General features: G+C 50.8%; 19 protein-coding genes. 9 read left to right on the forward strand and 10 right to left on the reverse strand.

Annotation, left to right across the window (positions count from 1 at the left end; translation table 11 throughout):
* Positions 1-35 precede the first annotated feature (35 nt).
* Genes H8K43_RS00240 through H8K43_RS00250 form a run of 3 tightly spaced genes read left to right on the forward strand, consistent with a single transcriptional unit; the run spans position 36 to position 2,476 of the window.
* On the forward strand, positions 36-293 hold the full coding sequence (locus H8K43_RS00240) for a hypothetical protein (RefSeq protein WP_230403596.1): 258 nt from the start codon (positions 36-38) through the stop codon (positions 291-293).
* 9 nt (positions 294-302) lie between these two features.
* Complete coding sequence (gene hemN, locus H8K43_RS00245) at positions 303-1,706, forward strand: oxygen-independent coproporphyrinogen III oxidase (protein ID WP_186902002.1); 1,404 nt, start codon at positions 303-305, stop codon at positions 1,704-1,706.
* Between the two features lie 2 nt (positions 1,707-1,708).
* Positions 1,709-2,476, forward strand: a complete 768-nt coding sequence (locus H8K43_RS00250) for a sulfite exporter TauE/SafE family protein (protein WP_186902003.1) — start codon at positions 1,709-1,711, stop codon at positions 2,474-2,476.
* A gap of 4 nt (positions 2,477-2,480) precedes the next feature.
* On the opposite strand, the gene H8K43_RS00255 is transcribed toward H8K43_RS00250, so the two are convergent.
* The 8 genes from H8K43_RS00255 to trpS form a co-directional block, all read right to left on the reverse strand.
* A complete protein-coding gene (locus H8K43_RS00255; protein WP_186902004.1) occupies positions 2,481-2,831 on the reverse strand; it encodes a flagellar basal body protein in 351 nt (116 codons plus the stop codon).
* A gap of 23 nt (positions 2,832-2,854) precedes the next feature.
* Positions 2,855-4,861 carry an MASE3 domain-containing protein gene (locus H8K43_RS00260; RefSeq protein WP_186902005.1) on the reverse strand — a complete coding sequence of 669 codons (2,007 nt, stop codon included), beginning with the start codon at positions 4,859-4,861 and terminating at the stop codon, positions 2,855-2,857.
* A gap of 144 nt (positions 4,862-5,005) precedes the next feature.
* Complete coding sequence (locus H8K43_RS00265; protein WP_186902006.1) at positions 5,006-5,845, reverse strand: universal stress protein; 840 nt, start codon at positions 5,843-5,845, stop codon at positions 5,006-5,008.
* 127 nt (positions 5,846-5,972) lie between these two features.
* Positions 5,973-6,797: a helix-turn-helix domain-containing protein gene (locus H8K43_RS00270; protein ID WP_162018818.1), complete on the reverse strand. Its 825-nt coding sequence runs from the start codon at positions 6,795-6,797 to the stop codon at positions 5,973-5,975.
* Positions 6,798-6,913: 116 nt separating this feature from the next.
* On the reverse strand, positions 6,914-7,270 hold the full coding sequence (locus H8K43_RS00275) for a response regulator (protein WP_162018324.1): 357 nt from the start codon (positions 7,268-7,270) through the stop codon (positions 6,914-6,916).
* A 280-nt stretch (positions 7,271-7,550) separates the two neighbouring features.
* A complete protein-coding gene (locus H8K43_RS00280) occupies positions 7,551-8,192 on the reverse strand; it encodes a response regulator (RefSeq protein ID WP_186902007.1) in 642 nt (213 codons plus the stop codon).
* A gap of 81 nt (positions 8,193-8,273) precedes the next feature.
* Entirely contained in the window at positions 8,274-9,512 is a 1,239-nt protein-coding gene (locus H8K43_RS00285) for a winged helix-turn-helix domain-containing protein (RefSeq protein WP_186902008.1), read from the reverse strand.
* 57 nt (positions 9,513-9,569) lie between these two features.
* On the reverse strand, positions 9,570-10,592 hold the full coding sequence (gene trpS, locus H8K43_RS00290) for a tryptophan--tRNA ligase (RefSeq protein ID WP_186902009.1): 1,023 nt from the start codon (positions 10,590-10,592) through the stop codon (positions 9,570-9,572).
* A gap of 251 nt (positions 10,593-10,843) precedes the next feature.
* Here trpS and hemC point away from each other — a divergent pair, with 251 nt between their 5' ends.
* The 5 genes from hemC to ppa all read left to right on the forward strand — a co-directional run bounded on the left by hemC (position 10,844) and on the right by ppa (position 15,566).
* Positions 10,844-11,788, forward strand: a complete 945-nt coding sequence (hemC, locus tag H8K43_RS00295; RefSeq protein ID WP_268970028.1) for a hydroxymethylbilane synthase — start codon at positions 10,844-10,846, stop codon at positions 11,786-11,788.
* On the forward strand, positions 11,781-12,569 hold the full coding sequence (locus H8K43_RS00300) for a uroporphyrinogen-III synthase (RefSeq protein WP_230403597.1): 789 nt from the start codon (positions 11,781-11,783) through the stop codon (positions 12,567-12,569). Before hemC ends, H8K43_RS00300 begins: the two co-directional genes overlap by 8 nt.
* Complete coding sequence (locus H8K43_RS00305) at positions 12,566-13,720, forward strand: uroporphyrinogen-III C-methyltransferase (protein ID WP_186902011.1); 1,155 nt, start codon at positions 12,566-12,568, stop codon at positions 13,718-13,720. Before H8K43_RS00300 ends, H8K43_RS00305 begins: the two co-directional genes overlap by 4 nt.
* The gene (locus H8K43_RS00310; RefSeq protein WP_186902012.1) at positions 13,721-14,917 is read left to right on the forward strand and encodes a heme biosynthesis HemY N-terminal domain-containing protein; all 1,197 of its coding nucleotides are present in this window, start codon (positions 13,721-13,723) and stop codon (positions 14,915-14,917) included.
* A 118-nt stretch (positions 14,918-15,035) separates the two neighbouring features.
* A complete protein-coding gene (ppa, locus tag H8K43_RS00315) occupies positions 15,036-15,566 on the forward strand; it encodes an inorganic diphosphatase (RefSeq protein WP_162018332.1) in 531 nt (176 codons plus the stop codon).
* A gap of 71 nt (positions 15,567-15,637) precedes the next feature.
* Here the strand turns inward: ppa and H8K43_RS00320 are convergent, their stop codons facing one another.
* The gene (locus H8K43_RS00320; protein WP_186902013.1) at positions 15,638-16,678 is read right to left on the reverse strand and encodes a serine/threonine protein kinase; all 1,041 of its coding nucleotides are present in this window, start codon (positions 16,676-16,678) and stop codon (positions 15,638-15,640) included.
* A gap of 36 nt (positions 16,679-16,714) precedes the next feature.
* Entirely contained in the window at positions 16,715-17,857 is a 1,143-nt protein-coding gene (locus H8K43_RS00325) for a GNAT family N-acetyltransferase (RefSeq protein WP_230403598.1), read from the reverse strand.
* Between the two features lie 61 nt (positions 17,858-17,918).
* On the opposite strand from H8K43_RS00325, the gene H8K43_RS00330 reads away from it, so the two are divergent.
* Positions 17,919-19,535, forward strand: a complete 1,617-nt coding sequence (locus H8K43_RS00330) for an NAD+ synthase (protein ID WP_186902015.1) — start codon at positions 17,919-17,921, stop codon at positions 19,533-19,535.
* Position 19,536 lies beyond the last annotated feature (1 nt).

The following is a 19,536-nucleotide window of genomic DNA, read 5'->3' on the forward strand; positions in this document are numbered from 1 at the left end:
ACAGGCCCTGGATAATCACTAGAGGGGAGACAAGAATGGAATACGCTGTTTCTGCACCAAGAAAAGTCTTACTCAGGCCCATGTTGATGATCGTACTGTGGCCTGCGTTTCTGATGGCTTGCGCTGCAACCGGTCTGGTTTTTAGTCTTGTCGACCCAATGGAGCTGATCGTATTGGATGACCGTCTGCAAATGCATTTGACGGGCGTTTATACCGTCGGCTTTTTTGCATTCTGGTTGCTAGGCATATTGTCGAGCGGACTGACTGCCTTACTCGTGCAAAAAGCACACTAACAGAAAAATATGATCACATCAGTTCCTGCAGCGTCGACGGAGTTGGATATTCCGGAGACGCTGATCCGTCGTTTTGATACGCTCGGACCACGTTATACTTCTTATCCGACTGCTGACCGTTTTCATACCGGTTTTACAGCGCAATCTTATGTCCAGTATTTGCAGCAACGTGCCGGTGCGCAGCAAAAACCGCCTTTGTCGCTGTACATCCATATCCCATTTTGTGCCTCATTGTGCTATTACTGCGCGTGCAACAAGGTGATCACTAAGGATCGCTCGCGTTCAGCCCGCTATCTGGCTTACCTGGAAAAAGAGCTAAAGCTGGTTTTGCAGCATTTGCCTGAGCGTGAGATAGTCAGCCAGTTGCATCTGGGTGGTGGTACGCCGACTTTTCTGAGTCACGATGAATTGCGCCAGCTGATGGCGATGCTGCGCGAGCACTTTGATTTTTCTGCGGATGCTGAAATTTCTATAGAAATTGATCCGCGTACTGTGAATGCAGAAACCCTGGCTTTATTGCAGCAACTGGGCTTTAACCGTACCAGTCTGGGTGTGCAGGATTTTGATGCCGATGTACAGAAGGCGGTGCACAGGATACAGGACTTTGCGATGGTGGAACGGACTATCCGTGAAAGCCGCGAGTTCGGATTTACCTCGATCAATTTTGATCTAATTTACGGCTTACCGAAACAAAATCTGGAGAGCTTTACCCGTACGCTGGATCAGGTGATCGAACTGGCGCCGGATCGCATCGCGCTCTACAACTATGCGCATTTGCCGACACGTTTCAAGCCGCAGCGCCGCATCGCGGAAGCCGATTTGCCGAGTGCCGAACAGCGCCTGCAGATTTTCCTGATGTCTTTGCGCCGCTTGCTTGAAGCCGGTTACGTGTATATAGGACTCGACCATTTTGCCAAGCCGGATGACAGCCTGGCGCGTGCGATGGCAGATGGCAGTCTGCACCGTAATTTCCAGGGTTACACCACCCGTTCAGACTGCGATCTGATCGCCTTGGGTTTGTCTTCTATCGGTAAGCTGGGGCAGTCTTATGTGCAAAACCTGAGAACGCTGGACGAGTATTATCAGGCGCTGGATGAAGGCGTGCTGCCGGTAGAGAAAGGTATTCATCTGATCGATGAAGACGTGCAGCGGCGCGAAATTATCATGGATCTCATGTGCAGTAATGGTTTGAATTATGCGCAACTGAGTCAGCGTTTTCAACTCGATTTCGAAAGCCACTTTGCGCAGGAATTACGCATGCTGCGCACTTATGAAGAATTCGGTTTGTTGAAGTTTGAACAGGATGGCGTACAGGTACTGCCCAAAGGACGTTTTTTTGTGCGCGCGTTTGCCATGATCTTTGATCAGTTCTTATCCGAGCAAACCACGGCAAAGTATTCCAAGCTGATCTGAGTATGCTGACCTTGCCACTCGTCATCGCAGCCCTGACCGCGGGACTGGCGGGTGGCGTGCATTGTATCGGTATGTGTGGCGGGATCACAGTGATGCTGAGCCAGCCCGCATCCAAAGACGAACGAGTTATTCCTATACACGCAGCTGCCGCCACAGTAGCACCGGCACAGCCCTCTGTCACCAGCGAAAATACAGCGTTGATGCGACGCGTCTGGCTGCATGCCGGACGTATTTCTGTTTATATGTTGGTTGGTGCGGTGTTTGGGCTGATGGGTGCGGCCGGGATGATGATACGGCCATCCGCATTACAGCATCAGATACTGTTCATGCTGGGTAATGCTGCGCTAATTCTGCTGGGTTTAAAACTGCTTGGCGTTGCGCTGCCTTTGCACAGACTGAGTGGCAAGATCGCTGTCTGGCAGCAAAGATTTTTCTCTTCGATACCGCTGTTGTCTGCGCCGCGTGCACATCCTTATGTGAAGGGGCTGATGTGGGGCTGTTTGCCCTGTGGTCTGCTATACAGCGTTGCGCCGTTTGCCTTATTTTCCGGCAGCGCCTGGTCTGGCGCGGTGTTGATGCTGGTGTTCGGCATCGCGGCCTTGCCGCATTTGTTGCTGGCGGAGGGATTGGCACAGTTTGCGCGCCGCTCTCAATTGACATCCTGGATCAGGTATGCAGGAGCAAGCGCATTGATCTTGATAGGTATGCTGGGAATCTGGTTTGCCGACATGAAAAACATGCCGGATTTTTTATGCGTACTTCCAGCCTGAGGCTTCAGGCCTTGGTGTTCACCAGCGTACCCAGCATTTCATCTGCAGTCTTGACCATCTTTGCATTTAAATCGAACGTAGCACGAAACTGCAGGCTATTTACCATCTCAGTCGCTGCATCAGTGCCACTTGCGGCCGCTTCAGGCTTGCCAGCAGTATCAATAGACTCAGCAGACTCAGCAGCCGTTGCCCTGACCGCAGTGCTGACACCACCGGTGCTGTTTTCGCTCTGTACGATTTGTTGAGGCTTAAAGCCCTGCGTATTCATATTGGCAATGTTGTGCGAAGAGACATCCAGCGCGGACTGAGCCGCACGCATGCCTGACAGGCCATTGTTGAGTGCATTGGTGATCATGTTTTATTCCATTTTTGCGCGAATTAGTGTTTCAGATCCTGCTGGATCAGCATAGTATGGAATTCACCGGTTTGCATTCTTTTTTCATGATCCGCATGGAGGCGCGGCAATTTTATGCTTAAGCAAGTCCCTTCGCCGGTATTGCTGTGGACGGTGAATGTCCCATGCATCGCTTTTACGCGTTCACGCATGCCGACCAGGCCGAACGAACGCGTTTTGCGGATATCTTCTTCCTCTATGCCGCGGCCATCGTCGCAAATAGTGAATTTCAGATGGGTTTCAGTTTCAGAAAACTCTATATGGACGGTTTCTGCCTGCGCATGGCGGGCGACATTGGTTAAAGACTCTTGCACTATCCTGAAAATGGCGGTGCTTTGTGCGTCATCCAGTATCAGTTGTTCTTCATCAGCGATCAGTTCACAATGGATCTGATGTCTTTGTGAGAATTCTTTTTGCAGGGTCTGCAAGGCAAAATACAAGCCGCCTTCATCCAGTGCGCGTGGCCTCAGGTCAGTTGCAATACGGCGTAAAGTGGTAATTGCACTCAGGATTAACTGATCCATGCTTTGTATCGTGGACTCATTCCTGGCAGTGAGCTGGTTGTCACGCTGCAGCAAGGACAGATCCATGCGTAAGGCAGCAAGTAGCTGGCCTAAGTCATCATGAAGTTCCCGCGCAATATGTTTGCGTTCTTCTTCACGGATGGATTGCAAAACGCCGGAAAGCTGGCTGAGTTCTTCGTGATAAGCCGCCATTTTTTCTTTGGCGATTTTACGGTCGGTGATGTCGCGGAAAATCACGGTATAGAAGCGCTTTCCATTCTCTAACTGATGCGCAATCGAGGCTTCTATCGGGAATTCCCCGCCATCGGCACGGCAGCCAGTGACATAAAAATCTTCGTAATGGGTGCCCATTTTCCTGCGGGTGACACCGGTTTCACCAAACTTTTTGACATGGCTGCCATGTGCGTGACGATGGCGCATAGGAATCAGGCGATCGAGTGAAGACCCCTCCAGTTGCCCGACTTCATAGCCAAAAATGCCTGCTGCAGCCGGATTGATCAGGATAATCTTTTGTTCTTCATTGACCGTGATAATGCCGTCGATCGCAGTATCTATCATACGGCTCAGGCGTTCACGCTCAATACGCAATTCTTCTGCTGATAATTCCAGCTGTTTACTGCTTTCCGCCAGTTGCGCATACGGGGTATGGATATTGACTGCCACCATACTGCGGTAAATCGCGATGGCCGCCATCAGTTGCATCAGATGACCAAGCACGATATTGACGTCATTGGTTTCGGTATAGATGCAGAAATAGACTTCAGACACTGCCAGCAACAGGCTCGCCAGAAACAAGGGCAGGCGGTTGATATGTAAATGCTCTGCCGAATTGCTCGTTTCCAGCTTACTTGCATGTTGATAGAACAGATAAGCTGACAGCAGGTTGATCCCTATCAGTCCCACTTCACAGGCGACTTTGAACCAGGTTTGACCCAGGTGTTCAACGTAAGTCAGCGGTATCATGTGCGGGAAAAAGAAAATCAGTCCAGCCCAGAGTGCGGTGCCGGTCAATGCGCTCAGTAAGATGGCGTAAGACTGACTTTGTGATATGTCAGCATCTTCAGGATCAAATGCCAGGCCTAGCAGGGTCGCTGCGACGATAGCCCGGCTCGCCAGCCAGGCGCTGAATGATTTGTGCATATCGATAGCCGTATCGAAGCCTGGCATGCCCATAAAACTGATGGCATGGGCAAAGCCGAGTATGGCAGTGCATAGAAAGGCGACAGCGAGAATGACACTGCTGATTTTTCGGGTGCTGCCAAAGGCATTCCAGCAAACGATGAACACCGAGGTAAAAATAATGATCGTGACGGTTTCCAGTAAGGTGTGTACCGGAAGCGGATTGCTGACTATAAATTGGGAAAGAAATGCCTGGTTCATCCAGCCTGCAAGCGAAAAGAAGATGAGTAATACAGCGAGCAGACGTGCCCGGTTCAAATTCGGGTGGTGTTTTCCTGAGCTGGACATGGGAATGCGGTTTGGACTAAAAGCAATATTTTAACTTGTCGCTAAGCCGCCCAGTTAATTTCCTGGTAATAAAAAAGCACCCTGATCCAGGGTGCTTCCAAGCTGCCATACTCCAAACAGAATTCAGAACCGCGCTGTGCCTGATCAATGGGACATAAATACAGGAACGGTCATGCTCTCCAGTATGGTTCTGGTCACGCCGCCCATGATCATTTCGCGGAAACGTGAATGCCCGTAACCACCCATCACCAGCAAGTCGCTGTCGAGATCATGGGACAGCGAAAGCAGCGCATTCCCGACATCGGTATGGGTAGTGTGCACAGAGACTTCCACTTTTACGCCATGCCTTGCGAGGTAAAGTGCAATATCAGCACCCGGCTGTTCGCCATGCGCACCTGGATTTTTCTTAGGGTTGAAGATGGCGACCTGTACCAGATCCGCCTGTTTTAACAGTGGCAGCGCATCGGTTACGGCGCGGGTTGCCTCGCGGCTCGCATCCCAGGAAATCAGCGGGCGTTTGCCTATAGAGGGAAAGTCGCCGGCATAAGGAATAATCACAGCCGGTCTGCCTGCATTCATGACTATGTATTCCGGGAAATCCGGTAAAACTGAGGGGGAGGGCTCGTCCGGATTGGTCTGGCCGATGACCACCAGATCACTGTAACGCGCTTGTAAGCCTATGCTGCCGCCTGCTTCATCGTTGGCGATAGAACTTTCGAAAGATTGCAGACTGGTCTGGCGCACTACGGTCTCAAAACTGGCAACCGCTTTTTCTGCACGCTCCCGCAAAAACTTCAGATGTATCATCAGATTAGGATCACTGGCGCTGATGTTCCCATCCTGGTAAATGAAGCGGGAAACACCAGTGACTGCAGTACCGATTAAATGCGCTTCTTCTTTCGTGGCAAGCTGGGCTGCAAACTTTACCCGTAAATCGGATCTTTCGGTTTCGTCTATGTGGACGAGTATCGTTTTATAAGTCATTGCAAGGCTCCTTGAAGTTCCCGGAGCTCATGGTTCCGGGAATGTTACTGGGAATTGCGAGGTTGCTAGAGTGCGAGAATGCTAGAGTGCGACTGAAGCCGGGCAGATGCCCGGCCCGTCGCTGACATTATGCGGCAACTGCGGCTTCGCCACTCCAGCTTGGCATTAATTTTTTACCTACCAGCGCAGATACTTTGTCTGTGACCTTGTTTCTTGCTTTTGCCGGTGGCAGGCGGCGCAAAGTTTTCAGTGAGCTCGGATCCAGCAGGGAAATTTCACGCTGATCCACGCTGATCAGTCCCATTTCATTGAAAGCCGACAAGGTACGGCTGACAGTTTCCAGTGTCAGGCCCAGATAGCTGCCAATTTCATGCCGTGTCATACGCAGATTAAACGACTTACCTGAGTAACCGAGTTGGCTGAAGCGTTCGCCCAGATTCGTCAGGAAACGAGCTACCTTGGCTTCTGCGCTCAATGCACTCAGCATGCCTATCATGCTTTGTTCGCGTACCAGTTCGCGGCTCATTACGCTGAACATTGCATGTTCCAGTTCTGCATAGCTGCGTCCCAGTGCGGCAAAGGTTTTGTAAGGCATCAGGATAATGTCGCAATCAGATAAGGCAACGGCTTCAGAAGCATGATGCAGCGAGTGTATGCCATCGATGCCGAGCAGATCGCCTTTCATCGGGAAACTCAGTACCTGTTCATTACCATATTCATCGATCAGCACTGTTTTCAGGAAACCGGAATTGACGATGTACAGGGTGTCGAAGTTCTGGCCTATGGTATGGATGCGCTGACCCGCTTTGAAGCGTACATGCTGGAACAGCACTTCTTCATCGGCACTCACAGCAGGAGCCGGGATATGCAACAGATCACACACCTCGCGCAAATTGGACCACAAATTACCGTGGCAGCGCCATCCGGCTTCCTGATTGCCATGGCTGGCCATTGCTCTCATTTTGGTGTTGGCTGACAGAGTGGACTGTGATTGAAATGCTGTTGTCATTTGAGGCTCCACGAGATAAATTGAAAAATTTGTAATTTTGAAATCTTGGTAAAATTCTTTTATTGCCATCGCAGCAAATAATCGGGAATCTGTGCAAAGTCTTTTGACTTATCCAGAAATCCATCTGCTCCTGCGCGCATTGCCTGAGTGCGATTGTCATCAGTTGAGTGATTTGTCAGCACAACCACCTTAATCGCCGGTAAATTCTCTTTCACTTCCTTTAGCAACTGCAGACCGTTCTGGTCGCCAAGTTGCAGGTCCAAAAGCATGGCATCGGTATCGGATGCTTTTACTTGTTGATAAGCCTCGTAGATATCACCGCAAACGCCAACGACATGGAAGCCTGGAATTTCTTCAATAAAGCGCACCAGTCGTTTCTGGATGAGTAGAGAATCTTCAACAATAAATAAATTCATAATTCCTTGATACCGGACAAAGCTTTGTTTGCATGTGTCCATTATCTCGAATTCAAAACTTGATTTACATCAGGCAATGCTGATTTGAAATGTCGGATTTAACCCTGGCTGACTAGGAATATTCCTACAAGTGCCAACGCTGTTGCTTGCCGCGTGCAGCAGTAATGGCGGACGGCACATAGCGGCGCTGACAGCTCTGTGTCAGGCCTGGAGCAACAAATTGAAGGGAGGGAAGTGCGGGGCGCCCAGGTCTGGCCTGAGCGCTAAACAGGGAGGGGACTTAGTTTTGCGGAACCAGTAAATGGTGGGTGATGGCGTATTGCACCATGTCAGAAAGATTGCTCATGTTCATTTTTTGCATGATGCGCATCTTATGCGTACTGACCGTTTTGACGCTCAGATGTAATAGCTCGCCAATTTCAGTAATCGATTTGCCTTTCACCAGATAGCTGAATACCTCGAATTCGCGGTCAGACAAGCTGGTGTGCGGCATGGTTTCATTGGCTGGCATCGCATTCATGGCCAATTGCTCGGCCACTTCTATGCTGATATACGGGCGGCCGGAAGCGACTTTTCTGAGAGCGGTGACCAATTGGGTGCCAGCGCTTTCTTTGGTCAGATAGCCGCGCGCGCCAGCACGGATAGCGCGCACCGCATACTGCTCTTCTTCATGCATGGTCAGTATCAATATCGGCAGCTTGGGGAATTCTTCCTTAATCTGGCGTATCAGATCGACACCACTGCGGCCCGGCATCGATAAATCCATCAACAGCACATCAAATTCGGTGGTCCTGACTTTTTCTAAGGTATCAAATCCATCCACAGCTTCGGCCACGACCTGGATGTCGTCTATGCCTTCCAGTATGCGTTTGAGTCCTTCGCGCATAATAGTGTGGTCGTCAGCGATGAGTATGCGTGTCATGGGTTGCTTCAATTGTTAGAAAATATTACAGGAAGCGCGCATTGTACTGCAGAAGACTGGTATTGAACGCGCAAAGTATAGTTAGCTGCTGCCTTTGCTGAATTGCAGTGATCGCAGTTGCGCCTTTGTCAGCGCAGGACTGGCAGTGATACGCAATGCGTCGCAGTCATGCCAGGCGCTGAATTCCGTGAATACTTGTAACAGGTCTGCACGCAAGCGCTCGCTCCAGGCAAAGCCAGGCTCGGCATGGAAGGCCTTGATCTCCATGACGCGGTCCGCACGGTGAGCCTTGGCATCGATGCGCGCGATGAATTTACCATTCCTGAGTACAGGCAGACAGAAATAACCATACTGCCTCTTAGGCTCAGGGGTATAGCATTCGAGCCTGTAATCAAAGTCAAAAAATTCCTTCAGGCGCTGTCTGTCCCAAACGACAGGATCAAACGGTGACAAAATCCGGCAGCCGCGTATCTGTGCTTCTGAATTTTGCAACTCGAGTGCCAGAGCTGCATGGTCAGGGTGGATGGTATAAGTGTCTGGCTGACCCTTGATATACGCTTGCAGTAACAAACCTTGTTCTGCCAGCTGCTCCGGCGTGTTAGAGGCTGCCAGTGGGCGCTGCCGGAAATAATCTCTTACCCAGGCTGATTTGCAAATACCCAGTGCCCGGATTGCGGTCAGCACCATTTCGCGCTCAGCCTGATGCGGTGTGCAAGGATTGCTCTCATCGCGCCAGTCCGGATGTACGCGTTCGGTCAGGTCGTAAATGCGCTGAAATTTATCGCGCCGCGCCACCATTAACTGCCCGCTGGTAAATAAAACTTCGAGCGAACGCTTTTCAGGCTTCCATTCCCACCAGCCCGATTTGCGTGCCTGATCTGACTGAAAATCGCGTGAGCCGGATGCGCCCTGAGCACGTATGCTGCTCATTACGTGAGAAACATTATCTGCCTGCTCCCTGAGCCATTTTTGATTGAACTTCCAGCCCAGATGCTGGGGTGACAGCATTTGATGGCGATACCAGGCGAACTGTTCGATAGGGAGAAAGCAGGCTTCGTGCGACCAGTATTCAAACAGCTGGCGCTCAGCTAATAATTCATCCAGCCATTGCGGCTGATAGTGACCTAAACGGCTCCATAGCACCAGATAAGGACTGCGTGCGACCACATGTATGGTGTCGATTTGCAGTGCACCCATCTGGCGTATGCACTGCAGAACGTTTTGTTTACTGGCTTCCCGCGCAGGCCGCTTCAACAAACCCTGGGCATGCAAGTGCAATTTGCGCGCCTGGGTCAGAGAAAGCTGTATGCCTGCGTTCATTGAAATTTCCCGCTGCTGAGCAGGCGGGCCGCTGTTAGCGTCCGCCTTACTGCCGTATCAGAAGTGTTTCAGGCCGATTGCTGCCTTCACTTCGTCGGTGGTTTTTGCTGCCACTTCACGTGCACGCATGGTGCCTTCTTTGAGCATTTGCAGAACCTGACCACGGTCCTTGGCAAATTCTTCGCGGCGTTCACGGATAGGTGCGAGCATGTCTTGCAATATGCCTTCCAGACGCGCTTTGACCACGCTGTCACCCAGACCGCCACGGACGTAGTGGTCTTTCATGGCTTGCAGGCCTTCTTTGTCTTCGTCAAATGCGTCCAGATAGGTGAATGCGACATTGCCTTCCAGATGGCCGGGATCACTCACCTTCAAATGCAAAGGATCAGTATAGACATTGCGTACGGCTGCTTTGATTTCTGCCGGTGTCGCGCCGAGGTTGATCACATTGCCCAGGGATTTACTCATTTTTGCTTTGCCGTCTATGCCGGGCAGGCGACCGATTTCCGGCACCAGGGCCTGGCATTCAACCAGGATGTCCTTGTTGACCAGGCGATTGAAGCGGCGCACGATTTCATTGGTTTGCTCTATCATCGGGATCTGATCTTCGCCTACCGGCACCAGGCTGGCTTTGAAGGCGGTGATGTCGGCAGCCTGGCTGACCGGATAGGTCAGGAAACCCGCTGGGATATCACGCTCAAAGTTGCGTAATACGATTTCCTGCTTGATGGTCGGATTGCGTTCGAGACGCGCGACGGAAACCAGGTTCAGATAATAGAAAGTCAGCTCAGTCAGTTCAGGAATCTGGGATTGGATAAAAATCGTCGATTTGGCTGGGTCTATGCCAACTGCCAGATAATCGAGCGCGACTTCCAGTACATTGTTATGTACCTTGACCGGATTATCCATATTGTCTGTCAGCGCCTGCGCATCGGCCAGCATAATGTATTGCTGATACTGATTCTGGTATTTGACGCGGTTACGCAGACTGCCCACAAAGTGGCCCAGATGCAGGGGGCCGGTCGGGCGGTCGCCGGTCAGGATTAAATGGTTTTTGTTTTCTGTTGTACTGGCTTGCATAAAGAATCCGTAGGTTGAAACATGCGTAAAAAAAGCCGCATTCAGTAGGGCGGCATTTCATTGTGGCGTTCTGATTTCGCTCTATGATGCAGCCTCAGCAGATTGTGTGTCAAGTTTGGCCTGAATGTGGCGTTCGTTGATACATTTCAACAGTCTGGCGCAAGGATACGCGTGCTCAAATGGTAAAATCCGGCACATTTCTCGCAATCTGGGCTGGATTAAATTTTTTGGTAAATCGGAAAGAACTTATTTTGAACGCGACATCTCCTCAAAAACTGATTATCGCCTCGCGCGAAAGCCGTCTCGCTATGTGGCAGGCGGAGCATGTACGTGACCGTCTGAAGGCGCTTTATCCTGAATGTGATGTACAAATTCTTGGTATGACCACGCGCGGCGATCAGATACTGGATAAGGCTTTATCGCAAGTGGGTGGTAAGGGTTTGTTCGTCAAGGAACTCGAAGTCGCGATGGCCGAAGGCCGTGCTGATCTGGCAGTACACTCGCTCAAGGATGTGCCTATGGATTTGCCAGAGGGCTTTGCGCTGGCAGCAGTCTTGGAGCGGGAAGATCCGAGAGATGCCTTCGTATCCTCAGTCTATGCCTCGCTGGATGAGCTGCCGGACGGTGCCGTGGTCGGTACCAGCAGCCTGCGGCGTCAGGCCTTGATTGCAGCACGTTTCCCGCATTTAGTGGTGCGACCTTTGCGCGGTAATCTTGATACACGTCTGAAAAAGCTGGATAACGGCGAATACGCGGCGATCATTTTGGCCGCAGCAGGTTTGAAGCGCCTGGGCCTGGCTGAACGCATACGTGCATTTCTGGAGCCGGAACAAAGTCTGCCTGCGGCCGGACAAGGTGCGATGGCGATAGAAATTCCAGCAGACAGACCAGAGCTGCAAGCCTGGCTGGCGCCTTTGAATCATGCATTGACTGCAGAAGCGGTACATGCCGAGCGCAAGGTGTCAAAGGCGTTTGGCGGCAGTTGCCAGATTCCGCTGGCTGCGTATGCTCAGCCATCTGATGGTCAGGTACGTTTCCGCGCCATGATAGCCAGCGTGGATGGGCAGCACATAGCACGCGCAGATCTGACTGCACCTGCGGGTCAGACTGACAAACTCAGTCAGGAAGTCATCGCCATATTGAAGCAGCAGAATGCCGAAGAAATACTCGCATTGTGCCGTAGCCAGGATGCCTGAATTGATGGCAACTGGCAGGCCGGTCGTCATTACCCGCCCCCTGAAACAAGGTGTGCTGTTTCAGCAGCGGCTTAGTCAGGCGGGCTTGTCGGGCGTGCTGTTTCCTTTATTGGATATTGCTGAGCTGCCGGATACTACTGCATTGCGTGCTTCACCAGCCTGCCTGGATGATTATGCGATGGTTGCGTTTGTGAGTCCGAATGCGATCGATCACTATTTCGAGCACCTTCAGTCATGGCCGCAGCAAGTCGATATTGCTGTGATGGGGGCGGGTGGTGTTGCGGCATTGCAGGCATATGCAGATAAACTGCGGGGTGTGCGCATTATCAGCCCAACTAATCCGCTGAAGACAGATTCTGAAACTTTGCTGGAAGAGCTGGATTTGCGGCGACTGGCTGGCAAGCGGGTATTGATCGTACGCGGACAAAGCGGACGAGAGTTCCTGGCTGATGCCTTGCGCTCTCATGGTGTGCAGGTGGATCAACTACCCGCTTATTTGCGTAGTGAGCCTGCTTTTGATGCGCAACGACAACAGCAATTACATGAACTGATCAGGCAGCAGGCAATCTGGGTGATTACCAGTTCAGAGGCTTTACGGACTTTGGATCGCTGGATCAGACAGTCAGGTGAGGATATAATCGTGGCAAATATGCAAGGTCAGCATTTACTGGTGCCGCACCGCCGAATTGCTGAAACGGCGCAACAGCTTGGATTTCATTCAATTACTTTAACTGGCTCAGGCGACGAACAGTTGCTTGTCGCGTTACAATCGCAGATATGAACGAATCGCACAATAATCCAGGCGTTCCGCCTGTAGCTCAGGAGTCTGCAACTACGTCAGCCGTTGCAGATGGTCCGGCTTCCCGTCAAGAAGCGCCTAACTCTGGCTGGACTCAGCCGGCCTACCTGTTTTCGGGTGTGCTGGCACTGTTGCTGGCCGCCAACTGGTGGAGCTCGCAAAATCAGATCAGCAATCTGAAGGAAGAGGTCGCCAAACGTTTGCTGAACGCGGATGCATCCAGTACCGAAACCCGTTTGCTGGCAAAAAATTCCCAGGACATCACCAAGGAAATCCAGACTAAGGTAATTTTGCTGGAAGGTAAACAAACCGAGGCACAAAGCCAGCAACTGGCTTTGGAGCAGCTGTACCAGGATTTGTCTAAAAACCGCGATGAATGGGCGCTGGCGGAGATCGAACAGGTGCTCGCGACTGCGAGTCAGCAATTGCAATTAGCTGGCAATGTACAGGGTGCATTGATCGCATTGCAGAATGCTGATAGCCGCCTGGCAAAATCGGATAAGCCGCAATTCATTACCATCCGCCGCGCCATTGCCAAAGACATCGATAAGCTGAAGTCGCTGCCGGCGCTGGATCTGGCTGGTATTGCACTGCGACTCGACAGTGCGATTGCGCAAATCGACCACATTCCTTTGTGGTCTGACGAAAAATCAATTACGACGGCGACCCCACCCAAAGCCCCTTTGCGTGTATTACCAAAATCCAAGGCTGCAGATAAAGCGGGCAAGGAAAATAAGGATGAGGAACTGACCTGGACTATGCGCGCGCAGGATTCCTGGCAAAGTTTTTCTTCGGAGATGTGGGGTGAGGTGAAGCAATTGATACGGGTGCGTAATGTGGAGACGCCTGAAGCCTTGCTGCTGGCACCGAATCAGTCTTATTTCGCACGCGAAAATCTCAAACTCAGATTGCTGAACGCCAGACTGGCCTTGTTGTCGCGCAATGAAAGCGTATTCCGCAACGATATGATCCTTGCGCAGGATGGACTGTCTAAGTACTTCGATACCCGAGCCAAACAGACACAAACGGTACAGGCCTTGCTGCGCCAGATTCAGGGCAGTAATCTGTCGATAGAAATGCCTACTTTAGTGGAAAGCCTGAATGCTGTCCGTAACTACAAGGTGAAGCCATAAATGACGATTTTTATCCGGCTTCTTATTTTATTTGCACTGGCAGTCGGCCTTGCCATCGGAGCCCGCTTCAATCCGGGTAATGTCGTGCTGTTCTATCCGCCTTATCGGATAGATTTGTCACTGAATTTGTTCCTGGTTGGTTTGTTGTTGCTGTTTGTAGTTGGCTACCTGGTACTGGCTGCGATCAAAACGACGCGTGATATGCCAGCCAGGGTTGCCGCTTACCGCCAGGGCAAGCGTGAACGTGATGCCAATAAAGCCTTACGTGAATCCCTGAGAACTTTGTTTGAGGGCCGTTTTGGGTATGCAGAAAAGGCGGCGGCACGGGCAGCAGAGTTGCCTGAAAATGCAGGTGTGGCTGCCTTAATCGCTGCCAGAGCTGCACATCATATGGGGCAATTTGCGCGACGTGATAAATGGCTGTCCAGTGCAGAAGCTGATGCCAGCCATAAAGTTGCGCGCCTGGTCAGTGCGACCGAGCTGTACGTGGATCAGCATGAGTCAGATAAGGCATTGGAAGCAGTCAAAGAGCTGCATGCCAATGGCAGCCGCCATATTCAGGTGCTGCGCTGGGCCTTAAAAGCGAATCAGCAAGCAAGACGCTGGGCGGATGTGCTCAAATTAGTCCGTACTCTGGATAAACATCACGCGCTGCACCCGGCCTTGTCAAATCGCCTTAAAGAGTTGGCGTATGAGGATTTGCTGCGTGATCACGCGCATGATGCAGAATCTATCCGCCGCGTTTGGTATGAAATTCCAGCTGCCGACCGTAAATCGGTGACGGTTGCCTATCATGCGGCGCTGGCATTTAATGGACGTGGTTTGTTTGATGATGCGCGTGATATCGTCGAAAAAGCCTTGCAGACAGAGTGGGATGAGCGCTTGTTACGCGCTTACCGGGATGCCGCTGCCGCTGAGGGTTCCGCTGCTTTATTGTCACAAATTGAACATTGTGAAAAATGGCTGCTCGAACATCCTACCGATCCTGAACTGGCATTGAGCCTTGGCAGCTTGTGCTTCCGTCAGAAATTATGGGGCAAGGCGCAAAGGCATATGGAGCAGGCATTGTCTGACGCGATTTCGGCAAGTACCGTCAGAGAGGCCAATCTTAAACTGGCTCAGTTGCATGAAGCGCTGGGGCAGGATGAGGAAGCGGCTTATCACTATCGCCAATGTGCCATTGCGACCACCTTGTAAATTATCTGGTTTGATACCCTGGTGTTTTCTATATGCACTGCACAATTGGTGGCGGAAAGCCGATATAATTCTCACGAAATAATTTTCAAACTTCCTGATTTTTAATAGAAAGAGTGACATGAGCTTGAATAACGTTCCTGCAGGTCGTGATCTGCCAAATGATTTCAACGTAATTATTGAAATCCCTATGAATTCCGATCCGATCAAGTATGAAGTTGACAAAGATACCGGTGCTATTTTTGTTGATCGCTTCATGGGAACAGCAATGCATTACCCATGCAACTACGGCTATGTTCCTCAAACCATCGCTGGTGATGGCGATCCGGTCGACGTACTGGTGATCACACCATTCCCGCTGATTCCAGGTGTAGTTATCCGTTGCCGTGCAATTGGCGTACTGAAGATGACTGATGAAGCCGGTAACGATGCGAAGGTGTTGGCTGTTCCAGTTGATAAAATCCTGCCTATTTACGCAAACCTGCAAAAGCCTTCTGATTTGAATGAATTGCAATTGCGCCAGATCCAGCATTTCTTTGAACATTACAAAGATCTGGAAAAAGGCAAATGGGTCAAGGTTGAAGGTTGGGGCGATGTGGAAGAAGCACGCAAGGAAATCCTTGACGGCGTGGCAAATTTCCAAAAGGCCTGATACGTTTTTCCAATAAAAAATGCGACCTGAGGGTCGCATTTTTTATTGCTGCCAACCAGTCAGCGAGAAATTCAATGGCGCAAATTGTAGTAAACGGCACATATCAAAGCGAGACCAATCGCTGCGGCACTGATCCAGCTTATTCCGCTTTTTTCACCTGAGGTTCCCTTTTCAGCAAATTGTTCAGTCTTGCTTCTTGCACCTTTGCGCTTGAGCTTTTTATCGCGCTCCAGAAATTTTTGCAGTGCTTGCGACATTTCCTCCGCACTTTGGTAGCGGGCTGCCGTATCTTTGCTCATCGCTTTCATGACGATGCGGGATAAAGAATCCGGAATATTGGGGCTGATTTCAGATGGGGATTTCGGGGTTTTTTGTATGATCTGCTGCAGCAGCTTGTTGATGTCATTCGACTGGAATGGCTTTTGGCAGGTCAGCATTTCATACATGACTGCACCCAGCGAATACACATCAGTCAGTGCAGTGACAGGCTTACCCATCGCTTGTTCTGGCGACATGTAGTTGGGTGTACCGAGGATATTGTTATTAAACAGGGTAACGTCGCCGGTTTTGCCTTCTTCCAGAATACGGTTAGGCGCACGCGCAATGCCGAAATCCAGCACTTTTGGCTGTTGATTTGATGCAATGAAGATATTTCCGGGCTTGATGTCGCGATGTATCACACCGTTAGCATGGGCATAAGCCAGCGCATCTGCGATTTTTTGCATGACGGAGGCTGTCTCGATAATGTCGAATTGCCGTCCAGATGCCAGTTCGTCGCGCAAATCCTTGCCTGGCAGGAATTCCATTGCGATGAAAGTAGTGCCGCCTTCACTCGATGCATCAAATATGGTCACAATATTTGGATGTGATAAGCGTCCTGCGGCCCTTGCTTCATTAATAAACTGATGCTCACGCTGCTTTTTGTCTGCAAGCGTTGTGCTGGTGTTTAGTATTTTTATTGCAACATCCCGGTCTATAACTGGATCATGTCCCAGATAAACCGTGCCATTGGTGCCTGTGCCGAGTTTTTCTGTTAAGTAGAAGCGACCCACGCGTTTATTGAGTGGCGCGGCTGCCTGGGAACTTTCCTGGGGTGTTAAATTATTTTGCATTTGCGCAGAATGCCTTGAAGCATCAAAAAATTCAAGTTATTCCTCTTCCTGAGAGGGAAAATGGCGATATGCCTGATGCTGTAGCAGCACTTGCCGGTATTCCTGCATCTCGATTTCTTCTCTGTTCAGAAAATCCTGTATCGCATCACGAAAGCCCGGGTGGTGAATGTAATGCGCGGAATACGTCGTTTCTGGCTGAAATCCGCGTGCCAGCTTGTGTTCACCCTGGGCACCGCCTTCAAACCACTGTATGCCTTCGCGTATACACAAGTCCAGCCCCTGATAGTAAGCAGTTTCAAAGTGAAGACAGGGATGGTCTTCCACACAACCCCAGTAGCGACCATACAATCTGTGTTCAGATCGCAGAAAAAGTGCTGCTGCAACCGGCTGTCCTTCCAGGGAAGCAATGACCATATGCAAAGCGGCGGGGATCTCCGCGCCTAAACGTAAAAAGAAGTCCAGATTCAGATAGGGGCTGGAGTGATGATTGCGATAGGTCAGGTCATAACAGCGCTTAAAGAATAACCAGTGCGCTTCCTGTAATTCGTTCCCCTTCAGATGTTGAAACTGAAAGCCGCGTTCCTGAACTTTCTTACGCTCACTGCGTATGTTTTTTCTGCGCTTTTTATCGAGTGTGAGCAAGAAATCGTCAAAACTCTGGTAATCCTGATTTTTCCAATGAAACTGTATTCCCTGTCGGCACGAAAAGCCTGCTTGCGCCAGCGCTGCTTGCTGGCCTTCAGGCAGAAAAAGGACATGGCAGGACGAATAGTTGCCTGATTCGCATAAATGCCGTAACGCGGCCAGCAGCATGTGCAATGCTGGTTCATCTGTGGCAAGCAGGCGCGGTCCGGGAATCGGGGAGAATGGCACTGCGCTCAAGAGCTTGGGGTAGTAGGGGAGCTGGTGTTGCTGGTAGGCGCGCGCCCAGGCCCAGTCGAATACGTATTCACCATAAGAATGGCTTTTGCTATACATCAGGCAGGCCGCGACCAGCTCCTGCCCATCCCAGATCGTAAGATGCTGTTCCTGCCAGCCAGTCTCAGGTGTGGCGCTGCCGGATTGATGTAAGGCGTCCAGAAAGGCATATTGCAGGAAGGGATCGTCACATTTGGCTGCGAGTAACAGCCGGTTCCACACTTCTTTGCCGATATCAGAAAGTGAAGTGATGACGCGCATGCGATAATGTCGGTCTGTAGAAACACATTTCATATTGGCTTTACATCTGAATTAAACAAAAATGACGACCACAAAAATTGCAATAGTACAGATGAATAGTACTGTCGGGGATTTGGCTGGCAATGCCGCGCAAATAATGGCGTATGCTGCCCAGGCTGCCAGCCAGGGCGCGAATATTATGGTTACGCCAGAATTGTCTCTGGCCGGATATCCGCCCGAGGACTTATTGCTCAGACCAGGATTCTATCAACAGACAGCCCTTGTTTTGGAGAAACTCAAGCAAGACCTCATAGCTTATCCGGATTTGCATGTGCTGGTCGGACATCCACATGAAGAGCAGGGTGCTTATTACAATGCGGTTTCGGTGCTGTCAGACGGGCAAATCAAAGCGCGTTATTTCAAACACAATTTGCCAAACAATATGGTGTTTGACGAGTTGCGCTATTTCCAGGCCGGACAGGAGGCCTGCGTATTCGAACTCAATGGCACGATGTTTGGCATCAATATCTGTGAAGATACCTGGTTTAGTGCAGCGCCGGCCAAGGCAAAAGCTGCCGGTGCACAGGTCTTGCTGGTACCAAATGGTTCGCCTTACCACATGGGCAAGCAGGATCTGCGTTTGCAAGTTATGCGTGAACATGTGTCTTCGCAAGGTATGGCGCTGATCTATGCCAATTTAGTCGGCGGGCAGGATGAGTTGATTTTTGATGGTAACTCGTTTGCCTTAGACTCACAGGGTCAGCAAGTATTGAGCATGGAGCATTGCAAAGAAGAACTGGCAGTGTTGACGCTGGAGGACGGCGTATTGCGCGCAAATGCAATTCCAGCACCAATCTCACTGGAAGCGCAGATTTACGCTGCGCTGGTGCTGGGTGTACGTGATTATGTGAATAAAAACGGCTTCCCCGGGGTGTTGCTGGGCTTGTCGGGCGGGGTTGATTCCGCGCTGACTTTGGCGATTGCCTGTGATGCACTCGGCGCGGATAAGGTGCGCGCGATCATGATGCCTTCCCCTTACACAGCAGATATTTCCCTGACAGATTCGCGCGATATGGTGCAGCGTTTGGGTGTGCGCTATGATGAACTGTCTATCAGTCCTTGTTTTGATGCCTTCCGCGCTACTTTGCAACACGAGTTTCAGGGATTAAAAGAAGATACGACTGAAGAAAATATTCAGGCACGCATACGTGGCACGCTACTGATGGCCATGTCGAATAAGTACGGTTCGATTGTGTTGACGACAGGTAATAAGAGTGAAATGGCGGTTGGCTATTGCACCTTGTATGGTGATATGGCAGGGGGATTTGCAGTAATCAAGGATATCGCCAAGACGCTGGTGTATCGTCTTTGTGCTTACCGCAATCAGATTTCTGAGGTGATACCTGAGCGCATCATCACACGTCCACCTTCTGCAGAATTGCGCCCTGATCAAAAGGATCAGGATTCTTTACCACCCTATGAGATTTTGGATGGCATCATGCGTATGTACATGGAAGAGAATTGCTCGCGTGCTGACATTGTTGCTGCCGGTTATGCCTATGATGACGTGGAACGCATTACGCGCCTGATTAAACTGAACGAATATAAGCGCCGTCAGGCGCCAATTGGCATCCGCATCACTCACCGCGCATTTGGGCGCGATTGGCGGCATCCGATCACGTCGAAGTTCCGTGATTGAG

The organism is Cognatundibacterium curvum, assembly GCF_014284235.1.
GTDB lineage: Bacteria > Pseudomonadota > Gammaproteobacteria > Burkholderiales > Burkholderiaceae_D > Undibacterium > Undibacterium curvum.